The sequence below is a fragment of the Curtobacterium sp. MCBD17_013 genome (assembly GCF_003234565.1).
GTDB lineage: Bacteria > Actinomycetota > Actinomycetes > Actinomycetales > Microbacteriaceae > Curtobacterium.
The window spans coordinates 170692-185671 of sequence record NZ_QKTU01000003.1; the positions used below are offsets into that span (position 1 = coordinate 170692).

Sequence of the window (14980 nt, forward strand, 5' to 3'; positions counted from 1 at the left end):
AACTCTAGATGCGCCTCGCCCGCGCGCTCGTCGACGGCCCCCGCGTGTGGAGCCGCGCCGCGCCTCCCGGCGTGTGGAGGACCAGGGCCGCGCTAAGGGCCTCGCTACGCGAGCTCGAGCAGCACGTGTCCCGAGGACACGGTCTGCCCGACGGGCGCGTTCACGGCGCGCACGACGCCGTCGCGGTGCGCCTGCACGGGCTGCTCCATCTTCATGGCCTCGAGCACGACGAGCAGATCGCCCTTGACGACCTCCTGGCCCTCCTCGACGGCGAGCTTGACGACGGTCGCCTGCATCGGCGAGGTGACGCTCGCGCCGGACGGACCACCGGCGCCGCCGCCCCGGACCGTGGAGGTGCGGCGCTTCGGGGGAGCGGTCCGGTGCCGGGGGGACGCCGCGACGCCGACGACGCTCGGCATCGTGACCTCGATCCGCTTGCCCGCGACCTCGACGACGACCCGTTCGCGCGCCGGCGGCTCGGGGAGCGCCTCGGGCTCGCCCGACCACGCGGGGATCTCGTTGACGAAGTCGGTCTCGATCCAGCGGGTGTACACGCTGAACGGTGCGTCGTCGGCGGTGGCGAACGCCGGGTCCTCCACGACGGCGCGGTGGAACGGCAGGACGGTCGGGAGGCCCGTGACCTCGAACTCGGCCAGCGCACGACGCGAACGCTCCAACGCCTCGGCGCGCGACGCTCCGGTGACGACGAGCTTGGCGAGCAGCGAGTCGAACGCACCGGTGACGACGTCGCCGGAGACGACGCCGGAGTCGACGCGGACGCCGGGACCGGACGGGGCGTGGAACACGTGGACCGGGCCGGGCGCGGGGAAGAAGTTGCGGCCGGGGTCCTCGCCGTTGATGCGGAACTCGAACGAGTGCCCACGGGCCTCCGGGTCCGGGTAGTCGAGCGTGCCGCCCTCGGCGATGCGGAACTGCTCGCGGACCAGGTCGATGCCGGTGACCTCCTCGGACACCGTGTGCTCGACCTGCAGGCGCGTGTTCACCTCGAGGAACGAGACGGTGCCGTCCCGACCGACCAGGAACTCGCAGGTGCCCGCGCCGAGGTAGCCGACCTCGCGCAGGATGGCCTTCGAAGAGGTGTACAGCTGCTCGGTCTGCTCCGGCGTCAGGTACGGCGCCGGGGCCTCCTCGACGAGCTTCTGGTGGCGGCGCTGCAGCGAGCAGTCACGCGTCGACACGACGACGACGTTGCCCTCGGCGTCGGCCAGGCACTGGGTCTCGACGTGGCGCGGTTCGTCGAGGTACTTCTCGACGAAGCACTCGCCGCGTCCGAACGCCGCCACGGCCTCGCGGGTGGCGGAGTCGAACAGCTCGGGGATCTCCTCGCGGGTCCGGGCGACCTTGAGGCCACGACCGCCGCCGCCGAACGCCGCCTTGATGGCGACGGGCAGGCCGACCTCGTCCGCGAAGGCCACGACCTCGGAGACGTCCTGGACCGGCTCGATGGTGCCGGGTGCGAGCGGCGCGCCGACCGCCTCCGCCACGTGCCGGGCGGACACCTTGTCGCCGAGCCGCTCGATGGCCTCGGGCGACGGGCCGATCCACACGAGTCCGGCGTCGATCACCGCGCGGGCGAAGTCCGCGTTCTCGGCGAGGAACCCGTACCCGGGGTGCACGGCGTCGGCACCGGAGCGTCGGGCGACGGAGACGATCTTGTCGATGACGAGGTAGGTGTCGGCGCTCGTCGTCCCGTTCAGCGCGTAGGCCTCGTCGGCGAGGCGGGCGTGCAGGGCGTCACGGTCCTGGTCGGCGTAGACGGCGACCGAGGCCTTGCCCGCGTCACGTGCCGCTCGGATGATCCGGACCGCGATCTCGCCACGGTTCGCGATGAGGACCTTGCTGATACGGGGCATGAGAACTCAGCGTATTCGCGCCCCGGGTGCCCCCATTGACCGGCATGCACAAAGAAGGCGTGGTCCGGCCGTGCGGTTGCTACAACGCCCTCCGGGTCAGGCGGTGGCCCACAGATCGTGCCAGGCGATGCCGAAGCCGTGGCGGAGCATCGACCGCAGCATGGGCAGCGACAGTCCGACGACCGCGCTCGGGGCACCGTCGATCCGGGTGATGTACGCGGCGGCGGCGCCGTCGATCGTGAACGCGCCCGCGACCTCGAGCGGCTCGCCGGTCGCCACGTACGCCGCCACCTCGTCGGGGTCGACGTCGTCGGCGAAGGTGAGCCGCGCACCGTCCACCGCCACGACGGTGTCACCCTCGATCCGCATGCCGGGAGGAACGGCACCGGCCTGGCCCGCAAGTCCCGCATGCGCACCGGTCGCGTGGTCGTCGGCGGTCGTCGACGCGGCCGTACCGGAGCCTCCCGGCCGGACCCGTCGGCGGTCGACGACGCAGTGGCCGGACCACAGCGTGCCGCCGCCGGCCGCGAGCATCCCGCGCCACCGCTCGCGCGCGACGACCGGGTCGTGGGGTTTGCCGTACAGGTGGCCGTCGACCTCGAACGCGGAGTCGCCTCCGAGGACGACACCGTCCACGGGGGAGCCGGCGATCGACCGGTCCGCGACGGCGCGGGCCTTCGCGACGGCGAGCAGCGACACGAGCTCGGGGCCCGTGAGCGCCCGACCGAGGCGCTGTGCCTCGGCGGCGGCGGTGGACTCCTCGTCGACGCCGGGCGCCACGAGGACGGGCTCGATCCCCGACTGGGCCAGGAGGGCCCGCCGTGCCGGGGAGGTGCTCGCGAGGTACAGGCGGGTGCGCATGCGACCATCGTTCCATGGGTGACCAGGTCGGAACGCTGCTCGAACTCGACGTCACCGGGATCGCGCACGGCGGGATCACGGTGGCGCGGCACGAGGGACGCGTCGTGTTCGTGACCGACGCGATCCCGGGCGAGCGGGTCGTCGCCCGGGTGGGTGAGGACCGGAAGAAGTCGTTCTGGCGCGCGGACACCGTCGAGGTGCTCGCGCCGTCACCGCACCGTCGTCCGCACGTCTGGGAGGCCGCCGCGATCGAGCGCGATCCCGCCGAGCGGGCCGGTGGTGCGGAGTTCGGACACATCGCACTCGAGCACCAGCGGGCCCTGAAGCAGCAGGTCCTCGTCGAGGCGTTCGCGCGGTTCGCGCACCTCGACCTGCCCGACGTCGAGGTCGTCGCCGCGCCCGGGGACGACGCCGCGGACGGTCTCGGCTGGCGCACCCGCGTCCGGCTGCACGTCGACGAGGACGGCACGCCCGGCCCCTTCGCCGCGCGCTCGCACCACGTCGTCGCGGTGCACGACCTGCCGCTCGCGGCGGCCGCCGTCGCGGCGGCCGCACCGCTCGGCGCGAGGACCATGCCGGGCGCGGCCGTGGTCGACGTCCTGGCCCCGTCGGAGGGGTCGGGCGAGGGTCGGCTCGTCATCGACGCGCAGGCACCCACCGTCGTGCACGAACGGGTCGGCGAGCGGGTGTTCGCCGTCGACGACACGGGGTTCTGGCAGGTGCACCGTGCCGCACCCCGGGTCCTGACCGACGCCGTCCGGCGCGCCGTGGATCCGGACCGGCTCGACCCCCAGGGCCACCACCTCGACCTGTACGGCGGCGTCGGGCTGCTCGCGGCGGCGCTCGGTGACCTCGTCGGAGGTGGATACCGCGTCACGAGCGTCGAGAGCGCCGCGGCCGCGACCGAGCACGCCCAGGAGAACCTCGCCGAATGGGTCGGAGCGCGTGCCGAGACGGGGCGCGTCGACCGGTGGCTGCGGCGCACGCTGGACACCGTCGGGCGGACCGAGCGGGACCGGTTGGCCGCCGGCACCGTCGTGCTCGACCCGCCGCGGGCCGGGGCCGGGAGGGACGTGGTCGAGTCCGTCGTCGCGCTCGCGCCCGCCCAGGTCGTGTACGTCGCGTGCGACCCCGTCGCGCTGGCGCGCGACGTCGCCACGTTCGCCGAGCTCGGGTACCGGCTGGACGACGTCCGCGGGCACGACCTGTTCCCGCACACGCACCACGTCGAGGCCGTGGCGCGGCTCGTCCCCGAGGTCTGACCCCGTCCTCGCCGTCCCCCGAACCGCGGACCGGAACCGAGCCCGATGCTGGTGGCGGCCTGAGTACGATGGTGACGGCGAGCGGAACAGGGGCCGCACGCCGGAAGCGAGGCGACCGTGGCATCAGGAACGACGTCCACCAGCGTGGACCACACGAGCACGACGACCAGGCCGGTCCGGGTCGCGATCGTCGACGACCACGAGTCCGTCCGGCTCGGCATCCAGGCCGCGTGCCAGGCCGAGGGCTACGAGGTCGTGCTCACCGCCGCGAGCGTCCCGGAGTACGTCGAGGCCCTCGCCGGGCGCGAGGTCGACGTCGTCGTGCTCGACCTGTCCCTCGGCGACGGCTCGACCGTGACCGAGAACGTCAAGCACGTCCAGGGCACGGGGGCCGCCGTCCTCGTGCACAGCATCGCCGACCGCGTCGCGAGTGTCCGAGAGGCCCTCGCCGCCGGTGCCGCCGGGGTCATCCCGAAGTCCTCCGCGACGAAGACCGTCATGGCCGCGGTCGCGACCGTCGCCCGCGGGGACGTCCTCAACAACCTCGAGTGGGCGAGCGCCATCGACGCCGACCGCGACTTCGCCAAGGCCCAGCTCGGGCGTCGCGAACGCGAGATCCTGCACCTGTACGCGTCCGGGCTGCCGCTCAAGCTCGCCGCCCAGCAGCTCGGCATCGGCTACTCCACCGCGCGCGAGTACCTGGACCGCATCCGCGTGAAGTACGTCGAGGTCGGACGCCCGGCCCCCACCAAGGTCGATCTGCTGCGCCGTGCGGTCGAGGACGGCATCCTGCCGGGACTCGACGCGGACGGCGATGGTCGCTGACGCCGCACCGCCGGTCGCGGCGGACCCGAGCCGGAGCATCCGGCCGGCCATCACCGCGACCACCCTCGAGCGGGCCATCGCGGTCATGCTCGCCGCGGCGGCCCTCGGGTTCGGCGCGGTCACCGTCCCGCCGGTGCTCCAGCAGCTCCCGTCGCTCGACCCCGTGTGGGGACTCGTCGTGGCGCTCGTCGTCTGCGCCTCGATCGTGTTCGTCGGGGCGACGGCCGTCGTCCGCCGGCTCGCGCGGACCGCGCAGATCGTCGTCGCGGTCGTGTTCCTCGTCGCGCTCGTCACCTGGCCGTTGACGGTGCCGGGGAGCCTCCCGCAGGCGCAGGTGCCCTGGCTCTGGTGGTTGTGCAACGTCGCGACGATCGCAGCTGCCATCGCGTTCCGCACGTGGCAGATCGCAGCCGTCTACAACGTCCTCGTGCCCGTCGCCTACGTCGTCGTCCGGATGACCCCATCGGGTGGCGCCGTCTCGCTGCCCCGCGCCGTGCTCGACGGCGTGTACGTCATCATCCTCGGGGGCGCGGCCCTCGTGCTCATCGTCGTGATCCGCCGTGCCGCCGCCGCCGTCGACGCCGCGCAGGCGACCGCGGTGCAGCGCTACGCCCGTGCCATGCGCGAACACGCCATCGAGCTCGAGCGGGTGCAGGTGGACGCCATCGTGCACGACAGCGTGCTCACCACCCTGCTCTCGGCGGCGCGCGCCGACACCCCCGAGGCGAAGACCCTCGCGGCGACGATGGCGCGGAACGCGATCGCCCACCTCGACGCGGCGGCCGCGCGGGGCGGCCCCGCCGTGGTGCCGCCGGTGCCGTTCTCCGCGGTCCGGTCCCGCGTGGTGGAGACCGTCGGGGCGCTCGCCGCCCCCGTGGACGTCCGCTCCCAGGACGTCGACGACCGCGATCTGCCGGCGTCGGTCGCCGAGGCCCTCGCCGCCGCGACCCTGCAGGCCGCGGTGAACAGCGTGCAACACGCGGGCGACGACGCCGTCCGTCGGTGGGTCACGCTCATCGGGATCGGCGCCGCCGGCGTGCGCATCGAGATCGGCGATGACGGCGCCGGGTTCGATCCGGGGGCCGTGCCGGCCGAGCGGCTCGGCGTGCGTCGGTCCATCATCGAGCGCGTCGGGGTCGCCGGCGGGGAGGCGCGGCTCGTCAGCGCGCCCGGTCGCGGCACCCGCGTCGTGCTCACCTGGGCGCCCGCGGCTGCGCCCGCGTCCGTCCCGGTCGAGGCGGCTCCGTCGCGGGGTGGACGATGAGGGCCTCCCTCCCCGCCGGCGTCGCCACCGCGCTCGCCGCGATCTTCTCGCTGTACCACCTGGTGCTCGCCGTGACGTCCTTGTCCGAGGTCCGGGACGTCCAGCCGGTCATCGCGTGCATGGTCCTCTACGTCGCCGCCACCGCTGCCGCCCTCGTCACGACGGACGGCACGCTCCCGGTGTGGTCGGCCTGCTTCGCGCTCGCCACGTCGGTCGTGATGCCGCTCGTCATCGCGCCGGAGGTCCCCCCGGCCTCGGTCGGCACCGGGTACGCGACCTGGTACGTCGCGGCCGTCGGGACGCTCATGGTCATCCTCGTCGTCCGCCAGCGCACGGCGTTCGCGTGGATCGGCGTCGGGTTCCTCGCGCTCCACTCGGTGCTGTGGGCGGGACCCGGCGGGCTGGCGTCGCTCGGGGTGATCGGGAGCCTGTCGTGGGTGGCCATCGCGTCGGCGTTCGTCGCCGCGATGAACGGTGCGACCCGCGTGCTCCGCGACTTCGTCCGGGCCGAGCAGGAGACCGTCGACTGGCAGGCGGCACAGGACGCCCACGTGCACGAGCGGCAGTTCCGGCTCGAGCAGACGACCCGCATGGCGCTGCCGATGCTCCAGCGGATCATCGCCACCTGCGGGGACCTGTCCGCCGAGGAGCGACTCGAGTCCATCAACCTCGAGGGTGCCATCCGCGACGAGATCCGGGGGCGGAGCCTGCTCTCGGACGAGGTCCGGCACGAGGTCATGGCGCTGCGGCGCGCCGGTGCCACCGTCCAGCTCCTCGACGAGGGTGGTCTCGACGAACTCGAGGACGAGGACCGCGCGCGCGTCCACGCGGAGCTGGCGCGGGGCCTCCGGGCTGCCGCGGGTGCCGACACCGTGGTGATCCGCACCGTTCCCGGGGGATCGGACACCGCCGTCACGGTCGTCGGACTCCGCCTGGACGGCGACGCGAGCGAGTCCGCGGCGCTCGGAGCCGGTCTCGACGACGAGGACGGCGACGAGGACGACTCCGTCGTGCTGTGGCTCGAGATCCCACGGCACCTCGACCCGCGCCCGGCCGGCTGAGGGACGGCGTCCCGCGACGCTCACGCGCCTCGTGGAACGACGAAGCGGGCCGGTGGTCCACCAGCCCGCTCGTCGAAGGGAACGAGTCAGAGCGACAACCCGAATGTCGCTCTGACTCGACGGGAGCGACGCCGAACCCGAATCGGTCGTCACTCGGCGATGTTCCTCGAAGAGGCACATCGAACACTTCGATGATGACACGGCCGCGGTCCCGCGACAGTCGTCATTTCGGGGGACATTCCTGGATGTCGTACCCCGGAATGTCGCGGCGTGGCCGCGGCGGTGCCCGGGATCAGCGGAGCGAGCGGGACCAGGTGCTGGCGGCACCCGACGGCATCGTCCGCGGAGAGCGGCTGGCGGCCTCCCACCCGGCGCGGGGGTCGACCGACACCACGGTGCGGCCGCGCGCCGCTGCGGCGTCGGCGGCAGCGCGGAGCACGGCCGTGACGGCCGCGATGTCCTCGGGTGTCGGCGACCCCGCGACCACCGAGAGGTCGATCCCGTCGGCGCTCCCCGGGCCTCCCGGCCGGTCCGACGCGCTCGCGTCGGCGCTCACAGCGGGATGTTCCCGTGCTTCTTGGGCGGGAGGGCCGCACGCTTGCCGCGGAGGGCGCGCAGGGCCTTGACCACGGCGACCCGCGTCGCGTGCGGCTGGATGATCCCGTCGAGCTCGCCGCGCTCGGCGGCCAGGTAGGGGCTCGCCACGTTGTACGTGTACTCGTTGGCGAGCTGCGCCCGGACCGCGGCGACGTCCTCGCCGGCCTCCTCGGCGCGCTTGATGTCGCTCCGGTAGAGGATGTTGACGGCGCCCTGGCCGCCCATCACGGCGATCTCGGCCGTCGGCCATGCCAGGTTGATGTCGGCGCCGAGCTGCTTGGAGCCCATGACGATGTAGGCCCCGCCGTACGCCTTGCGCGTGATGACCGTGACGAGCGGCACCGTGGCCTCGGCGTAGGCGTACAGGAGCTTCGCGCCGCGCCGGATCACGCCCGTCCACTCCTGGTCGGTGCCCGGCAGGTACCCCGGGACGTCCACGAGCGTGAGGATCGGGATGGAGAACGCGTCGCAGAACCGGACGAAGCGGGCCGCCTTCTCGCCGGCGTCGATGTTCAGGGTCCCCGCCATCGCCTGCGGCTGGTTCGCGATCACGCCGACCGTGCGTCCCTCGACGCGACCGAACCCGATGACGATGTTCGGTGCGAAGAGCGGCTGGACCTCGAGGAAGTCGCCGTCGTCGACGACGTGGTCGATGACCGTCATGACGTCGTACGGCTGGTTCGTCGAGTCCGGGATGACGACGTCGAGCTCCCGGTCCGCGTCGGTGGTCTCGAGCTCGACCGCGGTGTCGTAGGCCGGGGCGTCGGACAGGTTGTTGTCCGGCAGGAACCCGACCAGCGAGCGGGCGTAGTCGAGTGCGTCCTGTTCGTCCTCGGCGAGGTAGTGCGACACCCCGGACACCGCGTTGTGGGTCTGCGCGCCGCCGAGTTCCTCGAACCCGACGTCCTCGCCGGTGACGGTCTTGATGACGTCCGGTCCCGTGACGAACATGTGGCTCGTCTTGTCGACCATGATCACGAAGTCCGTGAGGGCGGGGGAGTACACCGCGCCCCCCGCGGCCGGACCCATGACGATGGAGATCTGGGGGATGACGCCGGACGCGGCGGTGTTCCGGCGGAAGATCTCGCCGTACTTGCCGAGTGCGACGACGCCCTCTTGGATGCGCGCGCCACCGGAGTCGAGGATCCCGATGATCGGGACACCCGTCTTGAGCGCCAGGTCCATGACCTTGACGATCTTCTCGCCCGCGACCTCGCCGAGTGATCCGCCGAAGACCGTGAAGTCCTGCGCGTACACGGCGACCTGCCGGCCGTGGATCGTGCCCGTACCCGTGACGACCGCGTCGCCGTAGGGGCGCTTGGCATCCATGCCGAAGGCGGAGGTGCGGTGCCGCACGAACTCGTCGAGCTCGACGAACGAGCCCTCGTCGAGGAGCGCCGCGATGCGCTCGCGGGCGGTCATCTTGCCCTTGGCGTGCTGCTTCGCGATCGCGGCCTCGCCTGCGGCGGTCACGGCCTCGTGGTACCGCACCCGGAGGTCGGCGAGGCGCCCGGCGGTGGTCGACAGGTCCGGCGCGTCCACGCCGTTGGGGGACTCGGGGGTGCTCACCCGATCACCCTACCGGCCGGTCGAGCGCCGTCCGTTGGAGGGTCCCCACGGTTCCTGGGGGTCGGAGTGCACGGTGTCATGCAACCGGTGGACGTGCTCCCGGCGGGCGCGCGACCCGTACATTGGCTCGCATGTCGTTCGAACGATCCCGTGCCGCCGGGGTGCCGCTCACGATCGTCGCGTCGACGGGGTCGACGAACGCGGATCTCCTCGCCACCGCCCCGGCGACCGATCACCTCGCCGCGCTGGCCACACTCGACCAGACGGCCGGGCGCGGGCGGCTCGACCGCGTGTGGACGGCGCCGCCCGGTCGCACGCTCGCGGTCAGCGTGCTCGTCCGCGCGGACCTCGACCCGGTGGCGCGGGGCTGGCTGCCGCTCGTGGCCGGCGTGGCGATGCGGGACGCGGTCGCGCCGCTCGTCACGGCGACCGCGGTCGCCGTGAAGTGGCCGAACGACGTGCTCGTCGACGACCGGAAGCTGTGCGGGATCCTCGCCCAGGTCGCCGCGGACGGGTCCGTCGTCGTGGGCGCGGGCGTGAACCTCACCCTGACCGAGGACGACCTGCCCACACCCGTCGCGACGTCGCTCGCGCTCGCCGGTGCGCGTGGGGGCGCCGACGACCTCGCCGACGTCGTGCTGGCCGGCTTCTGGACGCGGTTCCGGGAGGCCGTGTCCGGTCTGTCCGCGGACCTGCCCGCCGTGCGCGCCCGGGTCCGTGCGGCGTGCGGAACCATCGGACGCGAGGTGCGCGTCGAGCTCCCGGACGGGTCCGTGCTCGAGGGGACCGCGAGGGACCTCGACGACGAGGGGCGTCTGGTCGTCGAGGGGCCCGGCACTGCGTCCACGCCGGGAGCAGGCCGTGCATCCGGTGCCGTCACGGCGATCGCCGTGGGCGATGTGACGCACCTGCGGTATGCATGACGCCATGCCCGACGAGGACGGACCCAGCGAGCGCGTCGTCGCCCGGATCCGGCCCTCCGGGCGCCAGTTGGTCCGGCCCGTCGTCGCGCTCCTCGTCGCGGCCGCGGGCTACGGCTACGGTCACGGCGTGTTCCACGCGCAGTGGGCGTGGGTCGACCTCGTCGTGTCGGTGGCGGCGCTCGTGGTGCTCGTGCTCGGGGCGCTCGTGCCGTTCCTCCGCTGGTTGTCGACGCGGTTCGTCGTCACCACGCACCGACTCGTCGCGCACGAGGGGGTCCTCATGCGGCACCGCACCGAGGTGGTGCTGACGCCAGCGCTCGTCGTGTCCGTGCACCGCTCGATCGGGCAGCGGCTCTGCGGATCCGGGGACGTGGTCGTGCAGGGGGCGTCGGACCGTCCGGTGCTGTTCTGGGACGTGCCGGGCGTCGCGCTCGTGGCGGCCGCCGTGCAGGAGCTCGCCGGCCGTGCCGCACCGCCGCCCGCCGCGCACGGCACCGGTCCGACGTGGGAGGAGATCCTCCGCGGCCCCGGGCCCGACGACGTCGGACCGGGAGGCGTTCGGTCATGACGCGCCGGTGATCCGGGGTCCGGGCCCACGGGGAGACCGGGGGTGGGGCGCCGGGTGAGGCCCCGGTGCGTCCGGCCGCTCGGCGTCGGCACGCTCCGGTAAGTTCGTCGGGTGCGCATCTCAGTGATCGGCTGTGGGTACCTCGGTGCCGTCCACGCCGTCTCCATGGCCAAGCTCGGACACGAGGTCGTCGGCGTCGACGTCGATCCCGTCAAGATCGCGGCGCTGTCCCGCGGTGAGGCACCGTTCTTCGAGCCGGGACTCCCCGAGATCCTCAGCGAGGCCCTCGCGACCGGCCGCATCCGGTTCACGACGGAGATCGCGGACGTCGCGGGGTCCGAGGTGCACTTCCTCGCCGTGGGGACCCCGCAGGGTGCCGACGGCGCGGCCGACCTCCGGTACGTCGACGCGGCGGTGGCCGCACTGCTGCCGCACGTCGGTGCCGGACAGCTCGTCGTCGGCAAGTCGACCGTGCCCGTCGGCACGGCGGCGCGCCTGGCGGACGACCTCGCCGCGGCCGAACCCGACGCGACGCTCGTCTGGAACCCCGAGTTCCTGCGCGAGGGCTTCGCCGTGCAGGACACCATCAGCCCGGACCGGATCGTGTACGGCGTGCCGGACGGGGTCGAGGGTGAGCGCGCGGTCGAGGTGCTCGACGACGTCTACGCCGCGGCCCTCGCCGCGGGGACGCCCCGACTCGTGGTCGACCGCGCGACGGCCGAACTCGTGAAGGTGAGCGCGAACGCGTTCCTCGCGACGAAGATCTCGTTCATCAACGCGATGGCCGAGATCGCCGAGGTCACCGGCGCCGACGTCACCGCCCTCGCCGACGCCATCGGGCTCGACGCCCGCATCGGCCGGCGGTTCCTCAACGCGGGCCTCGGGTTCGGGGGCGGGTGCCTGCCGAAGGACATCCGTGCCTTCCGTGCCCGGTCGATCGAACTCGGCCTGCCGCACACGCTCGACTTCCTCGAGGACGTCGACGCCGTGAACCTGCGGCGTCGCGACCGCCTCGTGGACGTCGCGACGGAGCTCCTCGGCGGTGACGTCCAGGGCCGCCGCGTCGCGGTGCTCGGTCTGGCGTTCAAGCCCGACTCGGACGACGTGCGCGACTCCCCGGCGCTCGACATCGCGGCACGGCTGCGGACGGCGGGGGCCGTGGTCGTGGCCTACGACCCCGAGGCCGTCCACACCTCGCAGCGCGTCCATCCCGAACTCACCTACGCCGAGAGCGCCGCGGAGGCCCTCGGCGGTGCCGACGTCGTCCTCGTGCTGACCGAGTGGCAGGAGTTCCGGGACCTCGAGCCGGCCGCGGTCGGTGCCCTCGTGGCGGCCAAGGCGATCGTCGACGGCCGCAACTGCCTCGATCCGCAGGCCTGGCGGCAGGCGGGGTTCACGTACCGCGGCATGGGGCGCTGACGGGAGTCCGACGCTCCACCGGCCGCCCGGTCCGCGCCCGCCCGTCCGTCAGGCCGTCGAGACGACGCTGCCGGTCGTCGCGTCGACGACGACCGTGTGGGTGGTGCCGCCGGCACTGACGAGCACGGTCCACCGGTGCGACGATCCGGCGGCGCCGAGGCGGAGGGACGTCACCCTGCCGCCGTCGACCGCGGCGGTCGCCGTCGTGGCGGCGTGGGCGACGTCGACGTGTGCCGCCGTCGCCGCGGCGGCGTCCGCGGCCTGCGTCGCGGCGTCCACCTGCTTCGGGAAGGGGCCGCTGATCACCCGTTCCGTCGTCCCCGAGACGACCGACTGCGTCTCGGCCCCGCCGGTCCCCACGACGAGCACGGTCCACCCGTCGGCACCGGACTTCGAGAACGCGATGACGGTGCCACCACCGGCGGCCGTGACGCCCTGCGCGGCGATCCCGGCGACGTCGACCGGCGCTGTCGTCCCGGTGTCGGCCCCGCCCGAGGACGACGACCCGCCGGAGCCGGACCCGCCGGCACCCGCGGTCGCTCCCGGGTCGGCTGACGCCGGTCCCGATGGCACGCCGCTGCTGATCGGGGCAGCACCCGCCGTCGCACCCGTCGCGGTGGTGGCGTCGCCGGTCGGGTGGGGCGTCGCGCTCGCGCCGTGCGCGGTCCGTGTCGGTGTCGGGTCGCCGCCGCCGCTGCACCCCGTGAGGGCGAGGGCCACGCCGACCCCGAGTGACACGACGACGGGCAGCGGGACGAGACCGCCCCGACGGCGAGAACCTGGCATGGACCCGATCCTGGCAGGTGGGCCCCCGCCCCACCCCGCAACGGCCGGGAGGGTCGTGGAACGCGCCGACGACGGCTCGCGGTCAGGGCGTTGTGTCGGCTGCGACCGCGGGGACGCTGCGGTCCTGCGTGTCCAGGGTGCGGTCCGGGTGGTACACCCACACCTTGTACAGCCAGAACCGGAAGGCAGTACCGAGCACGAGGCCGATCACGTTCGACGAGATGTTGTCCGCGAGCGCGGAGTGGTAGCCGAGGACGTAGTGCGAGATCCAGAGGCACCCGAGGGAGATGAGCATGCCGCCGAGTGACACGACGACGAACTCGATGCCCTCACGCACGGCCACGGAACGGCGCTGGTGTCGGAACGTCCAGTAGCGGTTCCCGACCCAGTTCACGAGGATCGCCACCGTGGTCGAGATGAGCTTGGCGAAGAAGGGACCGGCGTGCACGTGCTCGGGGGCGAGGACGGTGAGGCGGAGGAGGTTGAACAGGCCGGTGTCGACCACGAACCCGACTGCTCCGACGATGCCGAAGCGCGCGAGCTGTGCGAAGAGACGCCGCACGGGCCCTCCCGGTTCCGTAGAGTTGTGGCCGGCGGATGCGAGAACGGCCGCCGCGAGTATAGATGACGGGCTGGGATCGGTCCCGGTCGTCGTGGAGGGAACACACGGACATGGCGTTGCGCGTCGGCGTGATCGGTGGCGGACAGCTGGCCCGGATGATGGTGCCGCCGGCCGTGGAACTCGGCCTCGACATCCGGGTGCTCGCGGAGCAGCTGGGCATGGCGGCCTCGATCGCCGCGACGGCCACGGGTGACTACCACGACGCCGCGACCGTGCTCGCCTTCGCGCGCGAGGTCGACGTCGTGACGTTCGACCACGAGCACGTGCCCCAGGACGTGCTGGCCGCCCTCGTCGACGCCGGCGTGGCCGTGCGTCCCGGCCCCGCCGCCCTCGCCGTGGCGCAGGACAAGATCGTCATGCGCACGCGGCTGTCGTCGCTCGGGTTGCCCGTGCCGGACTGGGCCGCCGTGCACGACGCGGCCGAACTCGGCGCCTTCCTCGACGCCCACGGCGGCCGCGCGGTCGTCAAGACCGCCCGTGGCGGGTACGACGGCAAGGGCGTCCGCGTCGTGACGGCGTCCGACCAGGCCGACGACTGGTTCACCGCCCTGGCCGAGACCGCCTCGGGTGACGCGTTGCTCGTCGAGGAGCTCGTCGCCTTCACGCGGGAGTTGGCGCAGTCCGTGGCGCGGCGTCCCTCGGGCGAGGTCGTCCCGTGGCCCCTCGTCGAGACCGTCCAGCGCAACGGCGTGTGCGCCGAGGTCATCGCGCCGGCGCCGGGCAGCGCGGGGCGGATCGCGGACACGACCGAGGACATCGCCGTCCGCATCGCCGAGGAGCTCGACGTCACGGGCGTGCTCGCGGTCGAGCTGTTCGAGACCGACGATGAGCGGATCCTCATCAACGAACTCGCGATGCGGCCGCACAACACCGGGCACTGGTCCATCGACGGCGCCACGACGAGCCAGTTCGAGCAGCACCTTCGCGCGGTCCTCGACCTGCCGCTCGGAGCGCCGGGCATGCACGCGCCCACCGCGGCCATGGTGAACGTGCTCGGCGGCCCGGCCGACGGCGACCTCGCGTCGCGCTACCCCGCCGCACTCGCCGAGTTCCCCGAGGCGAAGTACCACTTCTACGGCAAGGCGCCGCGCCCCGGGCGGAAGATCGGCCACGTCACGGTCACGGGCGACGACGTCGACGACGTCGTGTTCCGTGCCCGGGCGGCCGCAGCGCACTTCGACGACTGACGGGCGGCCGCGCGACGGCCCGGCGCCGTCCCTCCCGACCGGCGCCGTCCCCCGATGGGGGATCCCCCGGACTGGGCGGTGCACAGGGGTGACCACTGCTGTTGTCATGGACAACAGCCAGTCACGTGTGCTCCCGACGCACGTTCCACCCCGTGCGTCCCC

The 14980-nt window shown here is 73.5% G+C and carries 14 protein-coding genes; 8 read left to right on the plus strand and 6 right to left on the minus strand.

The genetic code is table 11. The features are described from left to right. Positions 1-104: 104 nt before the first annotated feature. Together DEI81_RS05555 and DEI81_RS05560 are read right to left on the minus strand one after the other, a co-directional pair. Positions 105-1874 carry a biotin carboxylase N-terminal domain-containing protein gene (locus tag DEI81_RS05555; RefSeq protein ID WP_111009519.1) on the minus strand — a complete coding sequence of 590 codons (1770 nt, stop codon included), beginning with the start codon at positions 1872-1874 and terminating at the stop codon, positions 105-107. 96 nt (positions 1875-1970) lie between these two features. Next, positions 1971-2735, minus strand: coding sequence for a nucleoside triphosphate pyrophosphatase (locus tag DEI81_RS05560; RefSeq protein WP_111009520.1), 765 nt, complete (start codon positions 2733-2735; stop codon positions 1971-1973). Between the two features lie 14 nt (positions 2736-2749). Between DEI81_RS05560 and DEI81_RS05565 the strand changes: the two genes are divergently transcribed. From DEI81_RS05565 to DEI81_RS05580, 4 genes are all read left to right on the plus strand, one after another. After that, positions 2750-3997: a class I SAM-dependent RNA methyltransferase gene (locus DEI81_RS05565; protein ID WP_111009521.1), complete on the plus strand. Its 1248-nt coding sequence runs from the start codon at positions 2750-2752 to the stop codon at positions 3995-3997. A gap of 144 nt (positions 3998-4141) precedes the next feature. Then, positions 4142-4822 carry a response regulator transcription factor gene (locus DEI81_RS05570; RefSeq protein ID WP_258368518.1) on the plus strand — a complete coding sequence of 227 codons (681 nt, stop codon included), beginning with the start codon at positions 4142-4144 and terminating at the stop codon, positions 4820-4822. Next, complete coding sequence (locus tag DEI81_RS05575) at positions 4812-6086, plus strand: ATP-binding protein (protein WP_111009523.1); 1275 nt, start codon at positions 4812-4814, stop codon at positions 6084-6086. Before DEI81_RS05570 ends, DEI81_RS05575 begins: the two co-directional genes overlap by 11 nt. After that, positions 6083-7147 (plus strand): hypothetical protein, encoded by a 1065-nt coding sequence (locus DEI81_RS05580; RefSeq protein ID WP_111009524.1) that lies wholly within the window; start codon positions 6083-6085, stop codon positions 7145-7147. The genes DEI81_RS05575 and DEI81_RS05580 overlap by 4 nt, the downstream gene beginning before the upstream one ends. A 292-nt stretch (positions 7148-7439) precedes the next feature. Here DEI81_RS05580 and DEI81_RS05585 read toward each other — a convergent pair whose 3' ends face one another. Beyond that, positions 7440-7703 (minus strand): acyl-CoA carboxylase epsilon subunit, encoded by a 264-nt coding sequence (locus DEI81_RS05585; RefSeq protein WP_111009525.1) that lies wholly within the window; start codon positions 7701-7703, stop codon positions 7440-7442. Then, positions 7700-9313 (minus strand): acyl-CoA carboxylase subunit beta, encoded by a 1614-nt coding sequence (locus DEI81_RS05590; RefSeq protein WP_181434842.1) that lies wholly within the window; start codon positions 9311-9313, stop codon positions 7700-7702. The genes DEI81_RS05585 and DEI81_RS05590 overlap by 4 nt, the downstream gene beginning before the upstream one ends. A 131-nt stretch (positions 9314-9444) precedes the next feature. Between DEI81_RS05590 and DEI81_RS05595 the strand changes: the two genes are divergently transcribed. The 3 genes from DEI81_RS05595 (at position 9445) to DEI81_RS05605 (ending at position 12223) form a co-directional block, all read left to right on the plus strand. Continuing rightward, the gene (locus DEI81_RS05595) at positions 9445-10236 is read left to right on the plus strand and encodes a biotin--[acetyl-CoA-carboxylase] ligase (RefSeq protein ID WP_111009526.1); all 792 of its coding nucleotides are present in this window, start codon (positions 9445-9447) and stop codon (positions 10234-10236) included. 4 nt (positions 10237-10240) lie between these two features. Continuing rightward, a complete protein-coding gene (locus tag DEI81_RS05600) occupies positions 10241-10804 on the plus strand; it encodes a PH domain-containing protein (protein ID WP_146244020.1) in 564 nt (187 codons plus the stop codon). A gap of 111 nt (positions 10805-10915) precedes the next feature. Then, a complete protein-coding gene (locus tag DEI81_RS05605; RefSeq protein WP_111009528.1) occupies positions 10916-12223 on the plus strand; it encodes a UDP-glucose/GDP-mannose dehydrogenase family protein in 1308 nt (435 codons plus the stop codon). 48 nt (positions 12224-12271) lie between these two features. Here DEI81_RS05605 and DEI81_RS15950 read toward each other — a convergent pair whose 3' ends face one another. Next, on the minus strand, positions 12272-13009 hold the full coding sequence (locus DEI81_RS15950; protein WP_146244021.1) for a hypothetical protein: 738 nt from the start codon (positions 13007-13009) through the stop codon (positions 12272-12274). A gap of 82 nt (positions 13010-13091) precedes the next feature. After that, positions 13092-13571 carry a GtrA family protein gene (locus DEI81_RS05615; RefSeq protein WP_111009529.1) on the minus strand — a complete coding sequence of 160 codons (480 nt, stop codon included), beginning with the start codon at positions 13569-13571 and terminating at the stop codon, positions 13092-13094. Positions 13572-13633: 62 nt separating this feature from the next. Here DEI81_RS05615 and DEI81_RS05620 point away from each other — a divergent pair, with 62 nt between their 5' ends. Continuing rightward, positions 13634-14818, plus strand: a complete 1185-nt coding sequence (locus DEI81_RS05620) for a 5-(carboxyamino)imidazole ribonucleotide synthase (RefSeq protein WP_258368520.1) — start codon at positions 13634-13636, stop codon at positions 14816-14818. Positions 14819-14980 lie beyond the last annotated feature (162 nt).